The sequence below is a fragment of the Ralstonia chuxiongensis genome, assembly GCF_024158925.1.
GTDB lineage: Bacteria > Pseudomonadota > Gammaproteobacteria > Burkholderiales > Burkholderiaceae > Ralstonia > Ralstonia chuxiongensis.
Map to the genome: position 1 here is coordinate 61,498 of NZ_JAMYWC010000001.1, position 19,032 is coordinate 80,529.

General features: G+C 63.1%; 16 protein-coding genes. 7 read left to right on the forward strand and 9 right to left on the reverse strand.

Features of this window, described 5'->3' with window-relative positions; genetic code table 11:
- The 6 genes from garD (at position 1) to NKG59_RS00315 (ending at position 7,852) form a co-directional block, all read left to right on the forward strand.
- Positions 1–1,602 carry a galactarate dehydratase gene (gene garD / locus NKG59_RS00290; RefSeq protein WP_045203987.1) on the forward strand — a complete coding sequence of 534 codons (1,602 nt, stop codon included), beginning with the start codon at positions 1–3 and terminating at the stop codon, positions 1,600–1,602.
- 1 nt (position 1,603) lies between these two features.
- The gene (locus NKG59_RS00295; RefSeq protein WP_253534228.1) at positions 1,604–2,449 is read left to right on the forward strand and encodes an NAD-dependent epimerase/dehydratase family protein; all 846 of its coding nucleotides are present in this window, start codon (positions 1,604–1,606) and stop codon (positions 2,447–2,449) included.
- 4 nt (positions 2,450–2,453) lie between these two features.
- Positions 2,454–3,356, forward strand: coding sequence for an SMP-30/gluconolactonase/LRE family protein (locus tag NKG59_RS00300; RefSeq protein WP_253534230.1), 903 nt, complete (start codon positions 2,454–2,456; stop codon positions 3,354–3,356).
- A gap of 54 nt (positions 3,357–3,410) precedes the next feature.
- Positions 3,411–4,712, forward strand: a complete 1,302-nt coding sequence (locus NKG59_RS00305; protein ID WP_253534232.1) for an MFS transporter — start codon at positions 3,411–3,413, stop codon at positions 4,710–4,712.
- A gap of 150 nt (positions 4,713–4,862) precedes the next feature.
- Positions 4,863–5,021, forward strand: a complete 159-nt coding sequence (locus tag NKG59_RS00310; protein ID WP_156158377.1) for a hypothetical protein — start codon at positions 4,863–4,865, stop codon at positions 5,019–5,021.
- Positions 5,022–5,116: 95 nt separating this feature from the next.
- The gene (locus NKG59_RS00315) at positions 5,117–7,852 is read left to right on the forward strand and encodes a DNA translocase FtsK 4TM domain-containing protein (protein WP_253534234.1); all 2,736 of its coding nucleotides are present in this window, start codon (positions 5,117–5,119) and stop codon (positions 7,850–7,852) included.
- 27 nt (positions 7,853–7,879) lie between these two features.
- Here NKG59_RS00315 and NKG59_RS00320 read toward each other — a convergent pair whose 3' ends face one another.
- The 9 genes from NKG59_RS00320 to tssJ form a co-directional block, all read right to left on the reverse strand.
- Positions 7,880–8,296 carry a hypothetical protein gene (locus NKG59_RS00320; protein ID WP_156158376.1) on the reverse strand — a complete coding sequence of 139 codons (417 nt, stop codon included), beginning with the start codon at positions 8,294–8,296 and terminating at the stop codon, positions 7,880–7,882.
- Positions 8,297–8,441: 145 nt separating this feature from the next.
- Entirely contained in the window at positions 8,442–9,152 is a 711-nt protein-coding gene (locus tag NKG59_RS00325; protein ID WP_253534236.1) for a hypothetical protein, read from the reverse strand.
- 57 nt (positions 9,153–9,209) lie between these two features.
- Positions 9,210–9,986, reverse strand: a complete 777-nt coding sequence (locus NKG59_RS00330) for a hypothetical protein (RefSeq protein ID WP_253534237.1) — start codon at positions 9,984–9,986, stop codon at positions 9,210–9,212.
- A gap of 126 nt (positions 9,987–10,112) precedes the next feature.
- On the reverse strand, positions 10,113–11,009 hold the full coding sequence (locus NKG59_RS00335) for a hypothetical protein (protein WP_253534238.1): 897 nt from the start codon (positions 11,007–11,009) through the stop codon (positions 10,113–10,115).
- Entirely contained in the window at positions 10,969–12,387 is a 1,419-nt protein-coding gene (locus NKG59_RS00340) for a DUF2515 family protein (RefSeq protein WP_253534239.1), read from the reverse strand. Before NKG59_RS00340 ends, NKG59_RS00335 begins: the two co-directional genes overlap by 41 nt.
- Before the next feature lie 18 nt (positions 12,388–12,405).
- Entirely contained in the window at positions 12,406–15,135 is a 2,730-nt protein-coding gene (locus NKG59_RS00345) for a type VI secretion system Vgr family protein (RefSeq protein ID WP_253534240.1), read from the reverse strand.
- A 70-nt stretch (positions 15,136–15,205) separates the two neighbouring features.
- Positions 15,206–15,991: a type IVB secretion system protein IcmH/DotU gene (gene icmH, locus NKG59_RS00350; protein WP_045203977.1), complete on the reverse strand. Its 786-nt coding sequence runs from the start codon at positions 15,989–15,991 to the stop codon at positions 15,206–15,208.
- Complete coding sequence (tssK, locus tag NKG59_RS00355) at positions 15,988–17,334, reverse strand: type VI secretion system baseplate subunit TssK (RefSeq protein ID WP_045203976.1); 1,347 nt, start codon at positions 17,332–17,334, stop codon at positions 15,988–15,990. The genes icmH and tssK overlap by 4 nt, the downstream gene beginning before the upstream one ends.
- 15 nt (positions 17,335–17,349) lie before the next feature.
- Positions 17,350–18,054: a type VI secretion system lipoprotein TssJ gene (tssJ, locus tag NKG59_RS00360; RefSeq protein WP_420804005.1), complete on the reverse strand. Its 705-nt coding sequence runs from the start codon at positions 18,052–18,054 to the stop codon at positions 17,350–17,352.
- A 328-nt stretch (positions 18,055–18,382) separates the two neighbouring features.
- Here tssJ and NKG59_RS00365 point away from each other — a divergent pair, with 328 nt between their 5' ends.
- Positions 18,383–19,015, forward strand: coding sequence for an outer membrane protein assembly factor BamD (locus NKG59_RS00365; RefSeq protein ID WP_253534241.1), 633 nt, complete (start codon positions 18,383–18,385; stop codon positions 19,013–19,015).
- The last annotated feature ends 17 nt before the right edge of the window (positions 19,016–19,032 follow it).

Below are 19,032 nucleotides of genomic sequence, written 5' to 3' on the forward strand. Positions count from 1 at the left end.
ATGTCTGAACCGACGCTGGCCCCTGAAGCCGGCAACGCAACTGAAAAGGCGCTGACGATTCGCGTGCACGATGGTGACAACGTCGCCATCGTCGTCAATGCGCGTGGCTTGCCGGCTGGCACGGCACTGGCCGATGGCACCGTGCTCGTCGAAGGCGTGCCGCAAGGCCACAAGGTGGCGCTGGTCGACCTGGCCGAAGGCGACGCCATCATCCGCTACAACGAGGTGATCGGCTATGCCGTGAAGCCGCTGCCGCGCGGTAGCTGGGTCAACGAGCACGCCGTGAAGCTGCCGTCCGCTCCCGCGCTGGATGAGCTGCCGCTGGCCACGCGCCCCGATCCCAAGCTCGCCAAACTGGAGGGCTACACCTTTGAGGGCTATCGCAACGCGGACGGCACGGTCGGCACGAAAAACGTGCTCGGCATCATGACCAGCGTGCAGTGCGTGGCCGGCGTGACGGATTACGTTGTTGGCCGCATCAAGCGCGAGCTGCTGCCGCGCTTCCCGAACGTTGACGATGTGGTGGCGCTGAACCACGTGTATGGCTGCGGCGTCGCCATCAATGCGCCGGCCGCCATCGTGCCGATTCGCACGCTGCAAAACCTGGCGCTCAACCCGAACTTTGGCGGCGAGATCATGGTGATCGGCCTGGGCTGCGAAAAGCTCGTGCCCGAACGCCTCGTGCCGGAAAGGCTCGCGCCGGGTGGCCGCATTCCCATTGAAGTTGCCGGCACCGCAGATTCGCCGGTGCTGCGTCTGCAGGATGAAGCTTTCGACGGCTTTATCGGCATGACCGACGCCATCATGGAGATGGCCGAGCGCCGTTTGGAACACCTGAACAAGCGCCAGCGCGAAACCTGCCCCGCGTCCGACCTCGTGGTCGGGGTGCAGTGCGGCGGCAGCGACGCGTTTTCGGGCGTGACGGCCAACCCGGCGGTGGGCTTTGCGGCGGACCTGATCGTGCGCGCGGGCGGCACCGTGATGTTCTCGGAAGTGACCGAGGTGCGTGATGCCATTCACCTGCTCACGCCGCGCGCCATCGATGAAGACGTCGGCCGTGCGCTGCTGCGCGAGATGGCGTGGTACGACAACTACCTGAGCGGCGGCCAGACCGACCGCAGCGCCAACCCGTCGCCGGGCAACAAGAAGGGCGGCCTGTCGAACGTAGTGGAGAAGGCGCTGGGTTCGATCGTCAAGTCGGGCAGCACGCCCATCGTCGACGTGCTCGGTCCGGGCGAGAAGGTGCGTCGCAAGGGCTTGATCTTTGCCGCGACACCCGCGAGCGATTTCGTCTGCGGCACGTTGCAGCTGGCCTCTGGCATGAACCTGCAGGTCTTCACCACCGGCCGCGGCACGCCGTATGGGCTTGCCATGGCGCCGGTCATCAAGGTGTCGACGCGGAAGGCGCTGTCCGAGCGCTGGCACGACCTGATCGACCTCGACGCTGGCCGCATCGCCACGGGCGAAGCGAGCATTGCCGACATCGGCTGGGAGCTGTTCCACCTGATTCTTGACGTGGCGAGCGGCCGCAAGGAAGTTTGCGCCGACAAGCTGGGCCTGCATAATGCGCTGGCTCTGTTCAATCCCGCCCCGGTGACCTGATATGACTACTGAAGTACACGTTCAACCCGACCCGCTCGCGGGGGTAACCACGCGTTGCCACCGCCTGCTGCTGACTGGCGCAGGCGGCAACCTTGGCAAGGTGCTGCGCGAGCGGCTGCCCAAATACGCCGATTTTTTGCGCTTGTCTGATATATCAAATCTCGGCGAAGCGCGCACCGGCGAGGAGCTCGCACCGTGTGACCTGGCTGACGCGAAAGCCGTTGATGCGCTTGTCGCCGGCACGGATGCGATCGTGCATCTGGGCGGCGTGTCGGTCGAGCGGCCGTTTGAAGAGATCCTGCCGGCCAATATCGCAGGCACCTACAACCTGTACGAAGCCGCGCGTCGTCATGGCGTGCGCCGCATCGTGTTCGCCAGCTCGAACCACACCATCGGTTTCTACAAGCAGGGCGAGGTGATCGACAGCACTGCGCCCACCAAGCCCGATGGCTACTACGGTCTGAGCAAGGTGTTTGGCGAACAGCTCGCCAGCTTCTATTTCGATCGCTATGGCATCGAGACGGTCGCCATCCGCATCGGCTCTTCGTTTGCCGAAGCGAAGGACCGCCGCATGCTTGTCACCTGGCTCGGCTACGACGACCTGGAGCAGCTCATCCGCCGCGCGCTGTTCGTCCCACGCGTGGGCTTTACCGTCGTCTACGGCATGTCGAACAACCGCGACCGCTGGTGGGACAACCGCCACGCTGCGCACCTTGGCTACACACCTACGGAGACGAGCGAGGTCTTCCGCGCACAGGTCGAAGCACAACCGCCGCTGCCCGCCGATGACCCGGCTGCGCAGTACCAGGGCGGGGCGTTTGTCAAAGCCGGCCCGTTCGGAGACTGACGCAATGCAAGTGAATGTAGAGCCGACTGTCGAGCGCATTGGCAGCATGCAATGCGGTGTGGGCGAAAGCCCCATCTGGCACGCCGGCGAGCAAGCGCTGTACTGGACGGACATTCCGGGCCGCAGGCTGTGGCGTTGGAACTTCTTCTCTGGCCAGACCAACAACTGGGCGCTGCCCGAGATGGCCGGCTGTATTGCAATGACGTCCAACGGTTGGGCGATGGCCATGGAGACGGGCATCTTCCTCGCGCCACAGCCCCGCGCCGGCGCCGAGCTTGGCCCGCTGCAGTGTCTCGCCACCGTGGCGCACTCGCGCCCTGACATGCGCTTCAACGACGGCCGCTGCGACCGCCAGGGCCGTTTGTGGGCCGGCACGATGGTGTTCGATACCTCGCTAGGTCTGCCGCTCGGCAAGCTGTATCGCTTTGATGCGGAGGCTGCGCGCGCCGGGTGTGTCGATGCCGTCATCGACGATCTGATCGTGCCGAACGGCTTGGCCTTCAGCCCCGATGGCAAGACGATGTATCTGTCGGATTCGCATGCAAGCCGCCAGACCATCTGGGCCTTCGACTACGACGTTGACAGCGGTACGCCGCACAACCGCCGCGTCTTCATCGATATGAACGCGCACCCGGGCCGCCCCGATGGCGCTGCGGTGGACGCCGACGGCTGCTACTGGATCTGCGGTAACGATGCGGGGTTTGTGCATCGCTTCACGCCGGATGGTTGTCTCGATCGCAGCATCGCCATTCCCACGTCCAAACCTGCCATGTGCGCGTTCGGCGGGCCTGGGCTGGATACCCTGTTCGTTACGTCGATCCTGATCGGCGACGACCCGCTCTCGGGCGCCACGTTTGCAGTGCGCCCGGGCGTGACCGGATTGCCGGAACCCGTCTTGCACCTCTGAACCTGCAATACGCCCCGCACACAAGAACAAACCGGGGCTCTTAGGAGACAACAAATGAAACCCATCAAAGGCTTGCGCTGGTGGATCATCGTCCTGGTACTCAGCGGCCTGATCATGAACTACCTGGCCCGCAATGCGCTGGCCGTGGCGGCGCCCGAAGTGAACAAGGTGCTGAACATCAGCACGCAGCAGTACGGCTACATCGTGGCGGCATTCCAGGCAGCGTACATGGTGATGCAGCCGGTGGCGGGCTACGTGCTGGACGTGCTCGGCACCAAGCTGGGTTTTGCGCTGTTTGCAGCGGCGTGGTCGGTGGTCTGCCTGCTGCACAGTACGGCGGGCAGCTGGCTGTCGCTGGCGGCGTTCCGGGCGATGCTGGGGATGACGGAAGCGGCCGGTTTCCCATCGGCGCTGCGGGCAACGGCGGAGTGGTTCCCGGCTAAGGAGCGGTCGATTGCAACCGGCTGGTTCAACATCGGCTCGTCCGTGGGCGCGGTGGTGGCGCCTCCACTGGTGGTCTGGTGCATTTTGCATGGCGACTGGCGCTTTGCCTTTGCCGTGATTGGCGGGATCGGGTTGGTGTGGAGCGTGCTGTGGTTCCTGCTGTATCGCGTGCCGGCCAAACATCACCGCTTGTCGGAAGAGGAGCGTGACTACATTCGCGCAGGCCAGGAAACGCCGGACGACACCGCGAACATGCCCAAGCCCTCATGGGGCAAGATCGTCAGTGGCCGCCGGTTCTGGGGCATCGCCATCCCGCGCTTTCTGTCGGAGCCGGCGTGGCAGACGTTCAATTATTGGATTCCGCTTTATATGGCCACCGAGCGCCATATGAACCTGAAAGAGATTGCCCTGTTTGCGTGGCTGCCGTTCCTGGCAGCGGACGTGGGGTGCGTGCTGGGCGGCTATCTGGCGCCGTGGTTCCAGAAGCGGTTCTCGGTATCGCTCGTGACGTCTCGCAAGCTGGTGATGGTGACGGGCTGTCTGTGCATGATCGGCCCGGCTTGCATTGGTCTGGCGACGAGCCCCTACACGGCGATTGCGCTGTTTTGCGCGGGTGGCTTTGCGCACCAGACGCTCTCTGGCGCGCTCTATACGCTCACGTCCGATATGTTCGGCAAGCATGAAGTCGGCACGGCCGTGGGGCTGGCAGGCATGTCGGGCTACATGGGTGGCATGCTCTTCTCGCTGGCGGTCGGCACGCTGGCAACGACCATCGGCTACAACCCGCTGTTCGTGGCGCTGGCCGTGTTCGACATCGTGGCGGCCATCCTCGTGTGGACCATGCTCAACGATACACAGGCGCGTCCGGTGCCAGTGCAGCCAAGCGGTACGGCGACCAGCACCGCTGTCTGAGCCGCAACTGCAAAGGCCGTCCGTCAGGCGGCCCGCTGAGCAATCTTAGGGTTGAGCTTGGCAGGGCTGAGCGGGTCGAAGTCGACCCACTCGCCGTTGCGCCAGCGGCCTGCGGCTTCTTCAACATCCAACCCGCCGCCGCTGGCCAGAATGCGCGCGGCTTATTCACCGTCGCTGTTCGCCATTGAAGGCAGCAAAATCGGCTATGCGGTGTTTGCGCTGGCCGGCACCATCCTGATGATCATCCTGCTGATCGAGGCCTCGCGCAGCGCAAGCACACGGGCCACCGCATCGGGCACGCTGCGCTGAATTGTGTTGCCAGTACGCCCGGCCGGGTGTTTTTCGGTCGGGCGAATCTCATGGCGGTGGCGCGCCCCGCTACAATCGCGGCCTGGCATTTGTCGATGGCGTTTGAAATGGTGCTTGGCTGGTTTGGCATTTCCACCGTGTGGCTGCTGCCGTTGGTGTGGCGGTATGTAACGCGCGCGCTGGCGGGGGAGCGGGACTTCCTCAAAGGTCGGGGCACCGTGCGGCTCTGGCTGGTGACGCTCGTCGCGCTGAGCGCCAGCGCCGCGCTTGAAGCGCTGACCTCTGGCGCCGATCCGCAGGACAAGGCCGGCGGAGCCGCCGGGCGCGCGGTGTCGTCGCTCTTCTCGCACATGCTGGGCTGGACGGGCGCGTTCCTGCTGATGCTCGGCGTGCTGATCTGGGTCGCGCCCATGGTGTTCGGGCGATCGTGGGGTCAGGTGTTCAACCGCCGCCGCACTGCTGATACCGAGACGTCTCCCGAGCCAGACACCCGCCACGACGAACCCGTTGACGACGGCTTGAAGCCGACCGCGCTCGGCCTCGGCGGGGCAGGGGAGGCGCTTTGGAGCGGTAACACCGGCCCCGCGAAGCCCGCCGTGCGGCACCGGGGGATCGAAGCCGTTTCTGCCCGCCGTCAGCCCGCATGGCAGCCACCCCCGCGCACGCGCCCCTCGCCACCGCAACCGGGCGAGATCTGGCCGTTGATCGACGCAAAGAAGGGCGCGCCGGCAGACGCGCCCGCAAGCGCAAAAACCTCGGCGCTGGCGGCAATGCCCACGCCGCCACAGGCGCCCCCGGCACGCCCAAAACCGCGCGCCACCATCGTCAGCAGCCCGTTCCATCAACCACAACTGGGTCTACAGACAAAGGGACCAGCACCAGCGGCACCTGAGACGCAGGCTACGCCGCCATCCGAGTCGGTTGTCCTGCCCGAACCGACGGCGCCGGAGTTGGTGGAAGCGCAAGCCGCCGTTATAGAAACCCAGACCGTCGACCTGGACGCTGTGCGTCAGGAGGCGGAAGCGCTCCTGGCCGAACTGCGGGGGCTGATGGCGCCCGCTGCAGCGACGATGCCCGAGCCAGAGGTTGCCGAGCCGCTAGTTGAAGCGGAAGCCGCTCCGATTGTCGAAGCACTGCCCGAGGCGGAAACGCTGCCCACCACGCCGGTTCTCGAGCCGGTCGCGCAGCCGGAAGCCGCACCTGCATTACCCACGCCCAAGCCGCGCATCGTCTTGCCTGCCGTGGTGGGGGAGGTGGTGTCACGTGCGGCACCGGCAATCGCGGCTGTACCCGTGCCGGCGCCCGCTCCTGTTCCAGTTCCGGCTCCTGTTGCACCGCGCATCGTCGATTACCGCTTGCCGGGCGCGGCATTGCTGACCGCCGCATCAACCAGCGCTGAAGCTGTCTCCGCCGAACACCTGGAGGAGACCAGCAACCTGATCGCCCAACGTCTGGCGGAGTTCAAGGTGCCCGTGACGGTCGTGGGCGCGTCGGCGGGGCCGGTCATCACGCGTTTCGAGGTCGATCCGGCGATTGGCGTGCGTGGCGCGCAAGTCGTCGGGCTGATGAAGGACTTGGCGCGCGCACTGGGCGTGACGTCCATCCGCGTGGTAGAGACCATCCCCGGCAAAACGTGCATGGGCCTGGAGCTGCCCAACGCCAAGCGCGAAATGATCCGCTTGTCGGAAGTCGTGAACGCGGCGGATTTCCAGGCGCACGCATCGCACCTCGTGCTGGCGATGGGCAAGGACATCACGGGCAACCCGGTGGTGACCGATCTCGCACGCGCACCGCACCTGCTGGTGGCCGGCACGACCGGCTCGGGCAAGTCGGTGGCCGTCAACGCGATGATCCTGTCGATGCTGTATAAGGCCACGCCCGACGACGTGCGCATGATCATGATCGACCCGAAGATGCTGGAACTCTCGGTGTACGAGGGCATTCCACACCTGCTGGCGCCGGTCGTGACGGACATGAAGCAGGCCGCGCACGCGCTCAACTGGTGCGTGGGCGAAATGGAAAAACGCTACCGCCTGATGTCGGCGCTGGGCGTGCGCAACCTGGCGGGCTACAACCAGAAAATCCGGGCCGCGGAACAGGCCGGCCGCAAGGTGCCGAACCCGTTCTCGCTTACGCCTGATGCGCCCGAGCCGCTCTCGACGCTGCCGCTGATCGTGGTCGTCATCGACGAGCTGGCCGACCTGATGATGGTGGCCGGCAAGAAGATCGAAGAACTGATCGCGCGCCTCGCACAGAAGGCCCGTGCCGCCGGCATCCACCTGATTCTGGCGACGCAGCGGCCGTCGGTGGACGTCATCACCGGCCTCATCAAGGCGAACATTCCCACACGTGTGGCCTTCCAGGTGTCATCCAAGATCGATTCGCGCACGATTCTCGATCAGATGGGCGCCGAATCCCTGCTTGGACAGGGCGACATGCTGTTCTTGCCACCGGGCACCGGCTATCCGCAGCGCGTGCACGGCGCGTTCGTTGCCGACGAAGAAGTGCACCGCGTGGTTGAACACTGGAAACAGTTTGGCGAACCCGAATACGACGAGGCCATCCTCGCCGGCGATCCGGCCGAAGCTGCCGCAAGCGGTGATCTGTTCGGTGGCGAAAGCGGCGATGCAGAAGCCGATCCGCTCTACGACGAAGCGGCTGCGTTTGTGCTCAACACGCGCCGCGCTTCGATTTCTTCGGTGCAGCGGCAACTGCGCATTGGTTACAACCGCGCAGCTCGGTTGATTGAGCAGATGGAAGCGGCTGGGCTGGTGTCGCCGATGGGGCGCAATGGGCAGCGGGAGGTGCTGGCGCCGGGTGGCGGGGAGTGACAGGCGCGCGTCTATTGCCTGTAGCGACTAAGGCGCGACATATTCGAGGTACAGAACCCACTCTTCGGCACTGACCGGGATGGCGAGTGCGCGCTTGGTCGGATGAGTCGCCAGCGCGCGGATGTTGTACGCCACGCTGCCCTGAATAGATGCGCGTCGCAAGGCGTCTTTCTCCGGCGCCGACAGCCATGCGCGCCGGAACGCTTCGGGAACCGGAGTCGATTCAGCAAAGCGGGGTTGGCTTGTTATAAGCGAGGCACCCGAAGCGGGCAACTTGATCGCGGCGATCAACGCCACATAGTCGGTTGGGCCCGGTACGCCAATGCCGGTGTTGTTCTCCGGCAGCGTGGCGAGCTCGAACCGGGATGCGGTAGGTAGCGTGCTCAGACGGACGTATTGCGAGAACTCGGCAACGCTGGTGTTGATCGGCGGCTCGGTTCGCATGCAGCCAACGATAGCCACCGCCACGCAGAGCATTGCCCATCGTTGCGAGATGCATCTGTGCATGCGTGCGCTTCGCTCGGCGGCTATCAACTTCATTCCGTCTGATTCACCCTTGCGTTCCTATGCATCAACTGCCGGGAAAAACTCAATCCGCGGCGGTGACACTCAACGATTGCATCCACTGCCCAAGCTGCGCCTCGCCGTCCTCATCCAACTGCCCCGACAGCACTCCATACCATTGAGCAATGGCCTCGATCGGCAGGTTCGCCTTGAGGATGGGCAGGCTGTTTTCCAAAAAGCTCGGGAAAAACGGGATGCCGCGCATGTACAGGAAATGCGAATCTGTGATGCGAACGTGCGCGTAGACATCGCGTAACCAATCCAGATACGGCAATGCCTCGGCCATGTGTCCACTCTGCGTGAGCGACGAGATGAACTGCGTGCGAGCCGTGACGCCGGACATTTCGTGCGTCTGCTCATTGACCTCGTCGAACTTCATCAGCCAGGCTTCGCCGCGCTTCAATTCGCCGCACATGACCGAGGTGGTCGCCAACTGAAGTGCGTTGTGCGCGCTGGGCTCTTGCTCGAACAGCGCAAGCCAGTAAGGAAACGCCTCGGGATAACGGCGCATGTCCGAATAGGCGAGTGCGCATAGGCGGTTGGCGTCGGCGTGGCGATCGGCGTAGGGCGCTGCGGCTGCGATGGCAGTTTCGTGCCGGCCTTGCTGGTAGGCCTCCAGGGCGGGGGCGAGTTCGGGGGCGATGTCAGGCGAGGTGTCGTCGTCTTTCGGCGGTTTGGGCGGGTTGGCGACCCGGTCGTTGGCGTTTCGGCCGAATAGTTTTTTCAGTAGGCCCATGGTGTTTTGTCGTTGTTCGTCAGTTTGACTACGCACTCTGTAGAGTGAAAAGCAAGCTTAGACATCCGCATATTGCTGGCACACGAACTTGGCGTCGAGCATGTCCGCAATCTCGCCGAATGCCGAGGTGAGCGCGCTCACGTGCCGTGCCTCATTGGCGAAGGGCAATTCGTATTGGGCGATTTGTCCCCGAGCAGCTGATGAGCGATCGTTACGTAGGGCTCGGAATTCAAATGTGATGTCGTACCCGCCGCCGCCCCTGGCCGGGTAAATAATCGTGCATATCACTTTCCCCACAGCGCGATGCCGAAAACGGAAGCTGTCGTTTCCGCATCTGAAGCCGACCCACGCGTTGTCGTGTGAGCGGAAAACCACAAGTACATCGTCGGGCTGCAACTCGGCCAGATCGTCCGCCAACTCCCTCGCGGAGACCATCGAAGTGTCGGTCTCGCCATGCCCTTGTTCTACGACCTGGTGTTCGGCGACCATCCTTAGCAATAGGTCATAGACGAGCCGCGTTGCGGCGTGGCGGCCGTTTTCTTCGCCGTACACGATCAACTGGCGAAAGCGTGCTCGTGCGCCAGTCTTCTCTGGCATCGGGACGTTGGCGGTCTCTACCGTGGCCCGAGCTGGCCCTTTCTCGGGGTTGGCTTTGCGCCGACGATCCACGACGGCGCTCAACCAAAGGAGAAAAGCCGTTTGCGGCACCAGCACGGCGATCATCACGGCAATCAGGACACCGAGTCCCGCGAGGAAGCCGTGCTTAGGTGCGACGTGCGATGCGGCGTGCGCCCCGGCGTAGACGGGAAGGGTCAGATAGAGAAGCCAAAACATCAATGACCTGCTCAGTTGCCGAGGACGAATTTAACGCGCTGCATTCGCTAGGGCACGCGATGGAACTGCTACGTGCGATGTGGCCACGGACGCGAGTCGGTCGATGTTGCGGGACCGTGTGCGATGTTAGTGCGAAGAACCGGGGCTGACCACTGCATCGCCGCGCTTGATGGCGTTCTCGATTAGACGTTTGTTCAGTTCGACACGCTTTTTCTTGTCTGCTTCGTGTTCGGCGGTACTGTTCCAGCCTTTGGCATCCCCTTCCTTGAGTTGCTGCTCCAGATTCTCCGCATTGCGTTTGAGTGCCACATCCAGTAGATCGAAGCTAAGACGAACGTCGTAGTTCAGTCCGGCAGTGCCTACGTCGCCTTTGACGCTCAACTCTGCCAACACGCCGTCACCGACCCAGCGCCAGATGGGGCCTTGTTGTACAACCGCGGGCCAGTCTTGCGCGGGAATCTTGTACGCGGGGTCAATCGTTCGCGGGAAACGTGCGAATTGACCATTCTCATTCAGCAAGCTGGAACGCCCTGTCAGCAGCACGTCCGATTCAGGGTCGTAATATCGCTGCCACTTACCACGCTGGAACTGAGCGATCGTTTGTTCTACCAGGGTCTGCGCCTCAGCGTTCGTCTTTATGCTCTTATCGTTAAGCAGAAGGGACACCGACTGAACCCTACGGTCCGGAAATCTCTTCTCGTCGGCACGCATGGCCAGCGAGAAGATGGGGTGCCACCGAATCTCAAAGCCTTCACGCGTGTAGTGCGCGACCACGGCGTCCGGGACTGGCGAGACGCTATAGCTGATATAGCCATCGATGTTGTCGGTTGCGAACGCCGGAACGCCCGACGCACGTGCTGTGTCGACGATGTTCTTCCCAAGATCGAACCGTATTTCTGTCATTCCTTCTCCTGCACTCTTGGTACAACCCAGCAAGCTGCCCATGATGGACAGCACGGCAAGCATCATGAAATGCCGCCGGTTAAGCATGAAGCCACCCTCGGATTTTTTGGAGTTCGCCATCCATATATGACCGTCTGTTCTTCATCAAGTCGTTGAACTTGTCTGCGAGTTCCTTGACATAGACCATCCGGTCTGTCGGATTCGGCAAGCTCATCTTTTTCCCCGTCACATAGTCCCACGGGCCCTTCGGCTTATCGAAGGTCGCCTGTAACGCTGGGTCAGCGTTCTTCGGCGCAGAGCTGAAGTACAGCGTATAGGTAGGGGACAATGAACCCAGCGACGCGCGGCTGATTCGATGGTTGATATCCATTGTCTTTATCAGCTTTGGGTCTTGGTAGATCAACGGTTGCAGCACATTGATCTGCTCCTGCTTTGCAATGATGTTCACCTCTTCCTGCTGACTGCTGACTTTGCCGGCCCGGTCCAGAGCATATTCGTCGATGAAAAGAGAGTACGTCTTTCTTACTTCATCGGTCACCTTAAACTGCGCCACCTTCTGCAGTCGTCCGAGGGCTCCCGTGTCGTCCACGAGTCGGCTCAGCTCTTTGCGCTCTTCCTCCATGACATAGAAGGCCTGCTGGAAGCTCCCCCAGTATTCCGAGCCCGGCACTCGATAGCCTTTGTCGTAGTTCTTTACGTTCGCTTTCACGTAACGGTGTGCTTGCCCTGCATTGGCTTCGAACTGTCCATAGCCGCCGTCCATTCCCCCCCATGTTGGGGCGGTCTGGAAGTAGCTCCGCCCGTGTGCGTACACCGGGTCAGCCTCGATACGTGCTTGCAATCTCTTCATCCAGTTGGCGCCGAAGGGTAACTCCTTGACTGCATCCCTGGACTGCGCCTGCAGCGTACTGGCGTCACGCTCTTCCACGTGACTGCGCAACCGATCGGCATTCAGGCTGCCATCCCGATTGAGGCCATACTCGAGCACAAACCACAGCCAAGGGTAGATGTCCATGAACAGCCACAAGTTTCCCTTGGCCAGCGCTGCATACACGCGTAAAGAGTGTTCGTAAGGTGACGCGTCTGTGAGCAACTCGGATACCAATTGCGACGGGCCCGAAGTGCGCGCCATGTTGGACCAGCCCCCGTTGAGTACGTCCTCGCGCGAATATCGGTAGGCGTCCACAATGTCCTTGACCACGAAGGCTGCCAAAGCTGGCCAGAGCATCTGCAGCTTGCCGCGCGACTTATCGGCACTCGCGAAGTACAGGTCGGCATAACGGGCAGCAATGCGTTTGGCACGCCGCTCGGGATCGGTAATCAGGTGCCAACACTTGTCCGCACCTTGCTCGCTAAGCGCAACCAGAGCTTCTTCCTGCGCGTATGACCACAGGAATCTGGCTTCGACATTCTGTGTGTGCTGAGATCCTTCTCTCGGGTTCGTCCGGCACTGGCCAAGCACTTCGATGTCGTAGCCGTTGTCGTCGTCATGCGCCATTGTGCAAACCTTCTCCTTTCATCGATCGAATTTGAAACGAGCGTAGCGCAGGGCGTGCTCGAGTGGTTGCTCTGTGGGCGTTTGGAGTCGTGCCGTCTCACCCCCATGCGGGGCGTCACCTTGCAAGGTCTGCTCGGGCTGCGCTTTGTTTTGTATGCGGAAGCGCAGCCGGCCATCGACGACCTTCTGGTCAGCGTCCTTGAACAGCACCTGCTCGTCGAATTTTTGGAGCAACGATTGCTCCGCCGGTTTAGGCATCAGAGAACCAAAGGGCAACGCCGGCAACGCCGCCGCCTGCCCCCCAGGCCCCTCAAACGGATGCCCAGCCCCCTTAACCGACAGCAGCCCTGACGTCTCAAACGTCACCGCATTCCCTTCCAGCCGAATCAACGAATCCCCGCCATGCAGCACGATGTTCTGCTGCGCGAGGATCTCGACCGAATCGGCCGACGAGGTCACGGTAACCGCCTTGTCTGCCAGCACGGCCAGCGCATCGGTATGCGCCTGGATCGACACCGGCCCGCCTTCGGCAATCACGCGGATGCCGTTGCGCTGGGCGAACAGGCTCACGCCCTTTGCCGCCGCCGCTGCAATGACATTGCCCGCTGCGAGGTGCCAGTCAGCCTGCGCAGTGCCGTGCAGATGGCGCCCCGCGTAGACGGTAGTCGTGGCTTGCGAGGTGAGCGCGATGCTCGATGGCGATTCGGTCACCAGCAGCGGCTGGCCGAACTTGTCGACGGGCTGCTGTGAGTCCTGGCCATTGACGTTGCTGGGGTATTTACCGTCCTGCGTGGGGTCGAGTGCTTTGTCGATCGGCTCGAAGGCTTCGTTGGCTGCCAGCGGCAGCGCTTGCTGGCTGGCGGCCGCGTCGGACAAGCGCTGTGCAGTTTTCTGCGCGGCGGTGAGTTGCCCTCGCGCTTCGTGGGCGTCGAGCAGTGTGCTGGCGGCTTGCGCACGCGCGGTGGTCGAGAGCAGCAGGCCCGCACCCGCGCGCACCACGGCCCAGGCATCGGTGCGTAGCTCTGCGCCAGTGCCGCGCCAGGTGCCACGGTCTCCGCCCGTGGCGCCGTGCGAGGTGACATAGCCGAGGTTGAGCTGGCTATTGGCGGTGGAGCTGGCCAGGCGCGTACGCAATTGGCCTGGGTGATCGTCGACGACCCACTGGTTGTAGCCGTCGCCGCCCAGGCCCTGCGAGTGCCAGCCGGACAGTGCCTGCCCAAGGGGCGCATCGGCAGGGGCCCAGGGCAGGGCGTCTTGCGTGTTGTGCAGCTGCATGGCGATCATCGGACGGTCGATGTCGCCGTCGATGAAGGTCAGCAGCACTTGCGTGCCGGCGCGCGGCAGGTGATTGCCGCCCCAGTTCGGGCCCGCGCTGGCGCTGGCCACGCGCACCCAGGCGGTGACCTGCGTGCGTTCGCTGCTGGACGGGTCGGAAAACGCATTGACCTCCGGCGCGCGCAGCCACGGAAAGCGCACGCGCACGCGGTGGTCGCGGTCGGTGGTGAGCGGCGCGCCATCGTCGGCGATGACCACGGCGGCCTGGCCCTCGGGCGCGGTCGGGCGACGGCGGTAGGGCGGCACGATGGGCGCTTCTGCCGGCACGGCGACGAAACGATTGCGATAGCTGCCTGATTCGATCTCGGTGGTGGCGAGCAGCCTTGCAATGTCAGCACCGAGGTTGTTGGCGGCTTCGTGTTCGACCTGGAGCGTGACGAACTCGCTGTGCTTGCTGTCGAAATGCTGCGTGAGCGTAAAGCGTTGGCCAGCGCCCAATTGGCGCACGCTGCCTTGCCCCTCGTAGCGCAGGTATGCGCCTTCGTGTGCCTGCATGCGCAACTGCGCGGCGCGGCTGGCCTCTTGCGCATTCGAATATTGATACGAGCCCGAGGCTTCAAAGCGTTCCAGCGTGGGCAGTTCGCCGCCGGGGTCGCTTGCGCTGGCTTGGGCGCTGGTGGCGGCCAATGCCTTGTAGTCCCACGAGGCGAGCGTCACCGCGTTGGTGCCCACGCTGTGCGCGTTTGACAGGCGCTCGATCGCGTCGTCGCTTTCGGTGGCGTCAACGCGATGGAAGCGGATCTCCGGCTGCGGACAGGTGGGCCGTTGCGCATCGTTGTCGAAGATGACGACGGTGTGGCGTGACTGGGCGCTGCCTTGCTGCTGCTTGTCGTCGCTTTGCTCGTGTTCAATGCGGAACGACAGGCCTTCTTCGGCCAGCAGGCGCATCACGAAGGCGTAGTCGGTTTCGCGGTATTGGCAGCAGATCGAGCGCTTGGTGCATGGCTGCGTGGCCGCGATCTTGTAATGCGCGGTGGGATATTCGCTGAAAACCTCTTCGATGATCTCCAGCGCGGTCTTGTCCTGGTAGACGAAGCAATCGCTGCGCGTGCGCAGCCGATCCAGCCACGGCACGACGCGCAGGCGGTAGCGCGCGAGGCCGCCGTCGCCGCCAAGCGATGCGCAATCCGCTACGTAACCGTGCCACGCACGCCGCTTGCCGTCGGCTTGCACCAGGCGCAGCGTGACTTCCTGCGAGGCCAGCTTGGCCGTGTCCAGATGCGCCGACGGGCTCAGGCAATCGATATGCAGGAGGAACGAGGCCGACACCGCTTCGGTGGCGGTAAAGCGCTCCACGACCAGGTTGTCGGAAGCGAGCGCCGTCTCAAGCGTGATCTGGCGGGTCTGCTGCCCGAGCAACGCGCCCAGGACGGCTTGTGGCACGGCGGCCGGCAGGTTGGACAAAGGCTTCATCGGAACAGCGTCGCGCTGGGGTTCGTGTTGCGTTTCAGCAGGAGCATGGGCACGCGGCCCATCGTGGCCATCAAGGCAGCGAAATCGTCAGGTGCGAGAAGCGCGGCCCGAGCTTGATGACCTGCGAATAGCCTTCCAGCGTTTCGTTGGTCTTGGTGCTCAGCGTGTGCGACAGCCCGAGGAAGCCCAGCAGCCCGATCAGCGCAAACACGGCGCCAAAAATCCACAGCGGCGTTTCACGCTTGAGCATGTGCGCGACCTTGTCGGGCAGCGGCCAGTGCGGTGCAAACGCGGCGCGCTTGCCCTTGATGGCGGAAATCTCGTCGCCCAGGCGTGCGGTCAGGTAAGCCAGTTTCTCCGGCCCTTCGAGGATGTACTTGCCGCGGAAGCCCAGCAGCAGGCACATGTGGAACACCTCCAGCGCCTGCAGGCGGGGCGCGCCGTGCGCACGCAGCTCTTCAAGCTTGACGAAGAAGGTCTCGCCGGCGAGTTGCTCGCCAAACAGCACGAGCTGCAGCGGGCGGCGCTCCCAGGCCGGGCGGATCGCAAAGTTGGACGACAGGATGGTTTCGTCCACGGCCGCGCAAAACGCGTACTTGGCGTCGAACACGTCTTCTGCCGACACGTTGAGGCGCTTGGCGCCACGGTCGAAATCGTCAAGGAAGGCGCGTACGCGATTCAGGAACTCTTCCGCGCTGGCCGGCTGCTGGGCGTTGCGCAACTGGAACAGCATGAAGAAGCCGTCATACAGCAAATCAAGCAGCGTGCGCGCGTGTGTGTTGGATTCACGTGCATCCGCCGCAGCGGTTGCCGGTGCCGAACCGCCAAACAGCGAAGGGGTGGAGGTAGCGCTCATGAAGTCACCGCGATCAGTTCAAGTTTGAGTTCCCGGATACCGGCCGGGGCATAGATAGTGAGGGTCTGCGCTTGCAGCATGCGTTCGTACAGCATGCCCCGTGCTTCAACGGCGAAGTAGCACGCGCCCGGGCGCACCGGAATGGCGGGCGGCACTTGTGGCGTATACGTGAGTGGCACGCCGGGCATGGACGACAACACGAGCTTTTCCACGTCGTCGGGTGCACCGACCTTGAAGCGCGCCGGAATGGCTTCCACCAGCTCGGCTGCGGGCATGTCTGCCGACACCGACAGATAGAAGCTGGTCTGGTCGTCGATCTTGCCGGAGTCGATGCGGCCGAGGTGGAACGAAGGGCGCGTCTCTTCCAGAGCGATCGCGAAGTAGCGCGTGGAGATGACGGTATCGAGCAGCTCGCGCACGATCGTGTCGAGCTTGGCAAACACCGGGCCCGGATTGTCGTGGTCGTAGGCAGGCAGGTCGGCCAGCGTGTAGCTCTTGGTGAACGTCATCAGCGCGCCGGCCAGGCGCAGCATTTCCTGGAACAGGCGCTCAGGGTGCAGGTCGGGGTGGTGATACAGATGCGACAGCGCCGCGAAGGCGGCATTGGCCGTATGCAGCAGCCAGAACGATGCAATGTCGCCGGAGCGGAATTCAATGATGTTTTTGGTCGGCTCGCGGTGAAAACCGTACAGCGCGTTGACCTTGGCCTGCAGCGCGTCAAGCAGCCGGCGCAGGCGTTGATACAGCACGGCCGAGGCGTTGATCGCCATGCTGGGCGCGACAAAGTTTTCGTCCAGTTCAAAGCCGCCGGTGCCGGTGCGCCGCACGCGCACCACGGGCAGCGAGATGAACTGCTCGCGCGGTTCCGTCTCGGCAATCAGCTTGACCGACTTCTTTAGATACGTGATGGCAGCAGGCTCGGCCTCGGTATACAGGTCTGCCGTTTCCTCTTCCGTGCCGACAAAGCGCGATACCGATGCGCCTTCGATCTGCTCGCGGTAGTTGCCGCCGTTGTCTTGCAACGGATACAGCGCGATATGGAACGTCAGCTCCGACACGCCGGCGGGAATGGCATCCAGCACCAGCGGAGGCGGAAGCGCATCGGCCTGCGGAGCGAAATACAGCTCGCCATCGGGAAAGAACAGCGACAGCTCAATCACGCGCAGCACGCCGCTGGCCAGCGCATCGGTATCGAAGCGCGCATGGCGGATGCCCCATCCGTATGGCTGGATGACTTGCGCGGTCGCGTGCAGGCGCGACTCGTGATACGCGTCCTGACGCTGGAAATGCTGCGGACGCAGGAACAGCCCTTCGCCCCAGAGAATCTTTGCGGAGTAACTCACGTTGGCCCTTGTTGTTCAGCTACCGCAAACCGCGGGGGAGAGCAGGTTGACATCAGTCAGCGGCGTGGCGCCGGCGGGGGTGGTCAGCGTGCCGGACGTGACCGTCATGGCGCAGGCGTGCAGCCCGATCACGATGCCCGACTTCTCGTTCTTCTCGGTGTTGAAAGCAAATTTCCAGCGCTGTGCTGCAGGGCTGCGGAACAGCGCCACGATGCCCAGCGTGGTGGCCTCGCGCGAGACCTTCTCGGTGAAGTCGTAGCGCTGACCCGGGATCAGCGTCATTTCCCGCACATTGACCAGATCCGCGCCCAGCGTTTGCTTCTCACGCGCCGGGTCGATGAACGTGTCATACGGCGCCTGCAGGAAGCTGGTCGGGTCTTTCAGTGAATACAGGCGCACCACCAACGCTACCGGGCGGCGGTCGTTGGCTGCGTTCAGGTTGTTGCCGGCAGTCATTTTGAGCGGCACTTCGCGCGGGGGCTTCTGCGCGTCGGGCAGGTTCGACGATTTGATCCCCATCGCTTCCAGGGCGCCGTTGGCCGCACCAGCCAGCACGCTCGCACCGGTGGAGCAGGCGGCTAATGCGGCCACGCTGGCGCTCACCAGCATCAGCTTGAGCGGCCCTGCGAGACGGTACTTCAGAGAGTGCTTCAGAAGGCTGCCGCAGCCCGGCTGCCTTGCCGCTTGCCCCCAAGCAGCATCGAATTTCATCATCTTCATGCCTGATTTCTGAATTACTTAATTCTCTTTGTTTGACTGCTGTCGCGCCTGTTCCGATAAAGGAAACCGGTGAATTGTTTCGATTCCTTAATAAAGGGAAACCGAAGAATGTTTCCGTTTCTTAATAATCGGAGATCGTTGCCCGGTGCGGTTCTAAGGCGTTGAATACAAAGGATGTTTCGGTTCCTTAATAATCCGTTTTTGGTTGTCAACGGCAACGAGCGGAGTGTACTATTTCGCGCCAGTCGAGACCAACATTTAACTCGCCAATTCCGGCGAATTTGATTGGGTATCGACACACCGCTTTGAAACTTTGAAGAGTCTCGCCGTGGCCAAATCCTCGTCTACTTCCGTTCTCCGTTCCTTCATCGTGCTGGCTGCGGCCACCGCTCTCTTTACGGGTTGCGCGACTACCAACCCCGGGCCCCAAACCGACGAGGCCTTCGGCCAGAGCATGTCGGAGGCGGAAGCTGCGGCCAAGGGCGGCCAGCAGGACAAGGCGATTGATCTGTACCAGCAGATCGCCAAGCAGAACCCGACCCGTGACGAGCCGTGGGTGCGCATCGCGCAGATCCAGTTCGGCGCAGAGAAGTACCCGCAGGCCATCCTGGCCGCAGAGGAAGCCCTGCAGCGTGACAACGCTGATCGCCAAGCCAAGAGCATCTTGGCTGTGAGCGGCCTGCGCGTGGCGCGCCGTTCGCTGCAAGAGCTGCGTGCCGACAGCGCGCTGGCCGGCGACGTCAAGACCGACGCGCAAGTGCTTGCCAAGATGCTGCGCGACACGCTGGGTGAGCAGGTCCTGTTCCCGGGCGAACAACCGGTTGTCAAGCAACCTGTGCGCCGCCCGACCCGCGTTGTTCGCCGCCCGGCTCACGCTGTTGAGCACGGCACCACTGCTGCGCCTGCAGCTGCTACCGGTGCTGCCAGCGGCAGCGCAGACCCGTTCGGCGCACTGCGTTAAGCGCAGCGCTGGTTCGC

Coding starts and splice junctions, on each gene's coding strand:
- NKG59_RS00295 (WP_253534228.1), top strand. CDS start 1,604: ATGACTACTGAAGTACACGTTCAACCCGACCCGCTCGCGGGGGTAACC.
- NKG59_RS00335 (WP_253534238.1), bottom strand. CDS start 11,009: ATGGCGAACTCCAAAAAATCCGAGGGTGGCTTCATGCTTAACCGGCGG.
- NKG59_RS00300 (WP_253534230.1), top strand. CDS start 2,454: ATGCAAGTGAATGTAGAGCCGACTGTCGAGCGCATTGGCAGCATGCAA.
- NKG59_RS00310 (WP_156158377.1), top strand. CDS start 4,863: ATGCGCGCGGCTTATTCACCGTCGCTGTTCGCCATTGAAGGCAGCAAA.
- NKG59_RS00330 (WP_253534237.1), bottom strand. CDS start 9,986: ATGTTTTGGCTTCTCTATCTGACCCTTCCCGTCTACGCCGGGGCGCAC.
- NKG59_RS00345 (WP_253534240.1), bottom strand. CDS start 15,135: ATGAAGCCTTTGTCCAACCTGCCGGCCGCCGTGCCACAAGCCGTCCTG.
- NKG59_RS00315 (WP_253534234.1), top strand. CDS start 5,117: ATGGCGTTTGAAATGGTGCTTGGCTGGTTTGGCATTTCCACCGTGTGG.
- NKG59_RS00340 (WP_253534239.1), bottom strand. CDS start 12,387: ATGGCGCATGACGACGACAACGGCTACGACATCGAAGTGCTTGGCCAG.
- NKG59_RS00305 (WP_253534232.1), top strand. CDS start 3,411: ATGAAACCCATCAAAGGCTTGCGCTGGTGGATCATCGTCCTGGTACTC.
- garD (WP_045203987.1), top strand. CDS start 1: ATGTCTGAACCGACGCTGGCCCCTGAAGCCGGCAACGCAACTGAAAAG.
- icmH (WP_045203977.1), bottom strand. CDS start 15,991: ATGAGCGCTACCTCCACCCCTTCGCTGTTTGGCGGTTCGGCACCGGCA.
- NKG59_RS00325 (WP_253534236.1), bottom strand. CDS start 9,152: ATGGGCCTACTGAAAAAACTATTCGGCCGAAACGCCAACGACCGGGTC.
- NKG59_RS00320 (WP_156158376.1), bottom strand. CDS start 8,296: ATGCGAACCGAGCCGCCGATCAACACCAGCGTTGCCGAGTTCTCGCAA.
- tssJ (WP_420804005.1), bottom strand. CDS start 18,054: ATGAAGATGATGAAATTCGATGCTGCTTGGGGGCAAGCGGCAAGGCAG.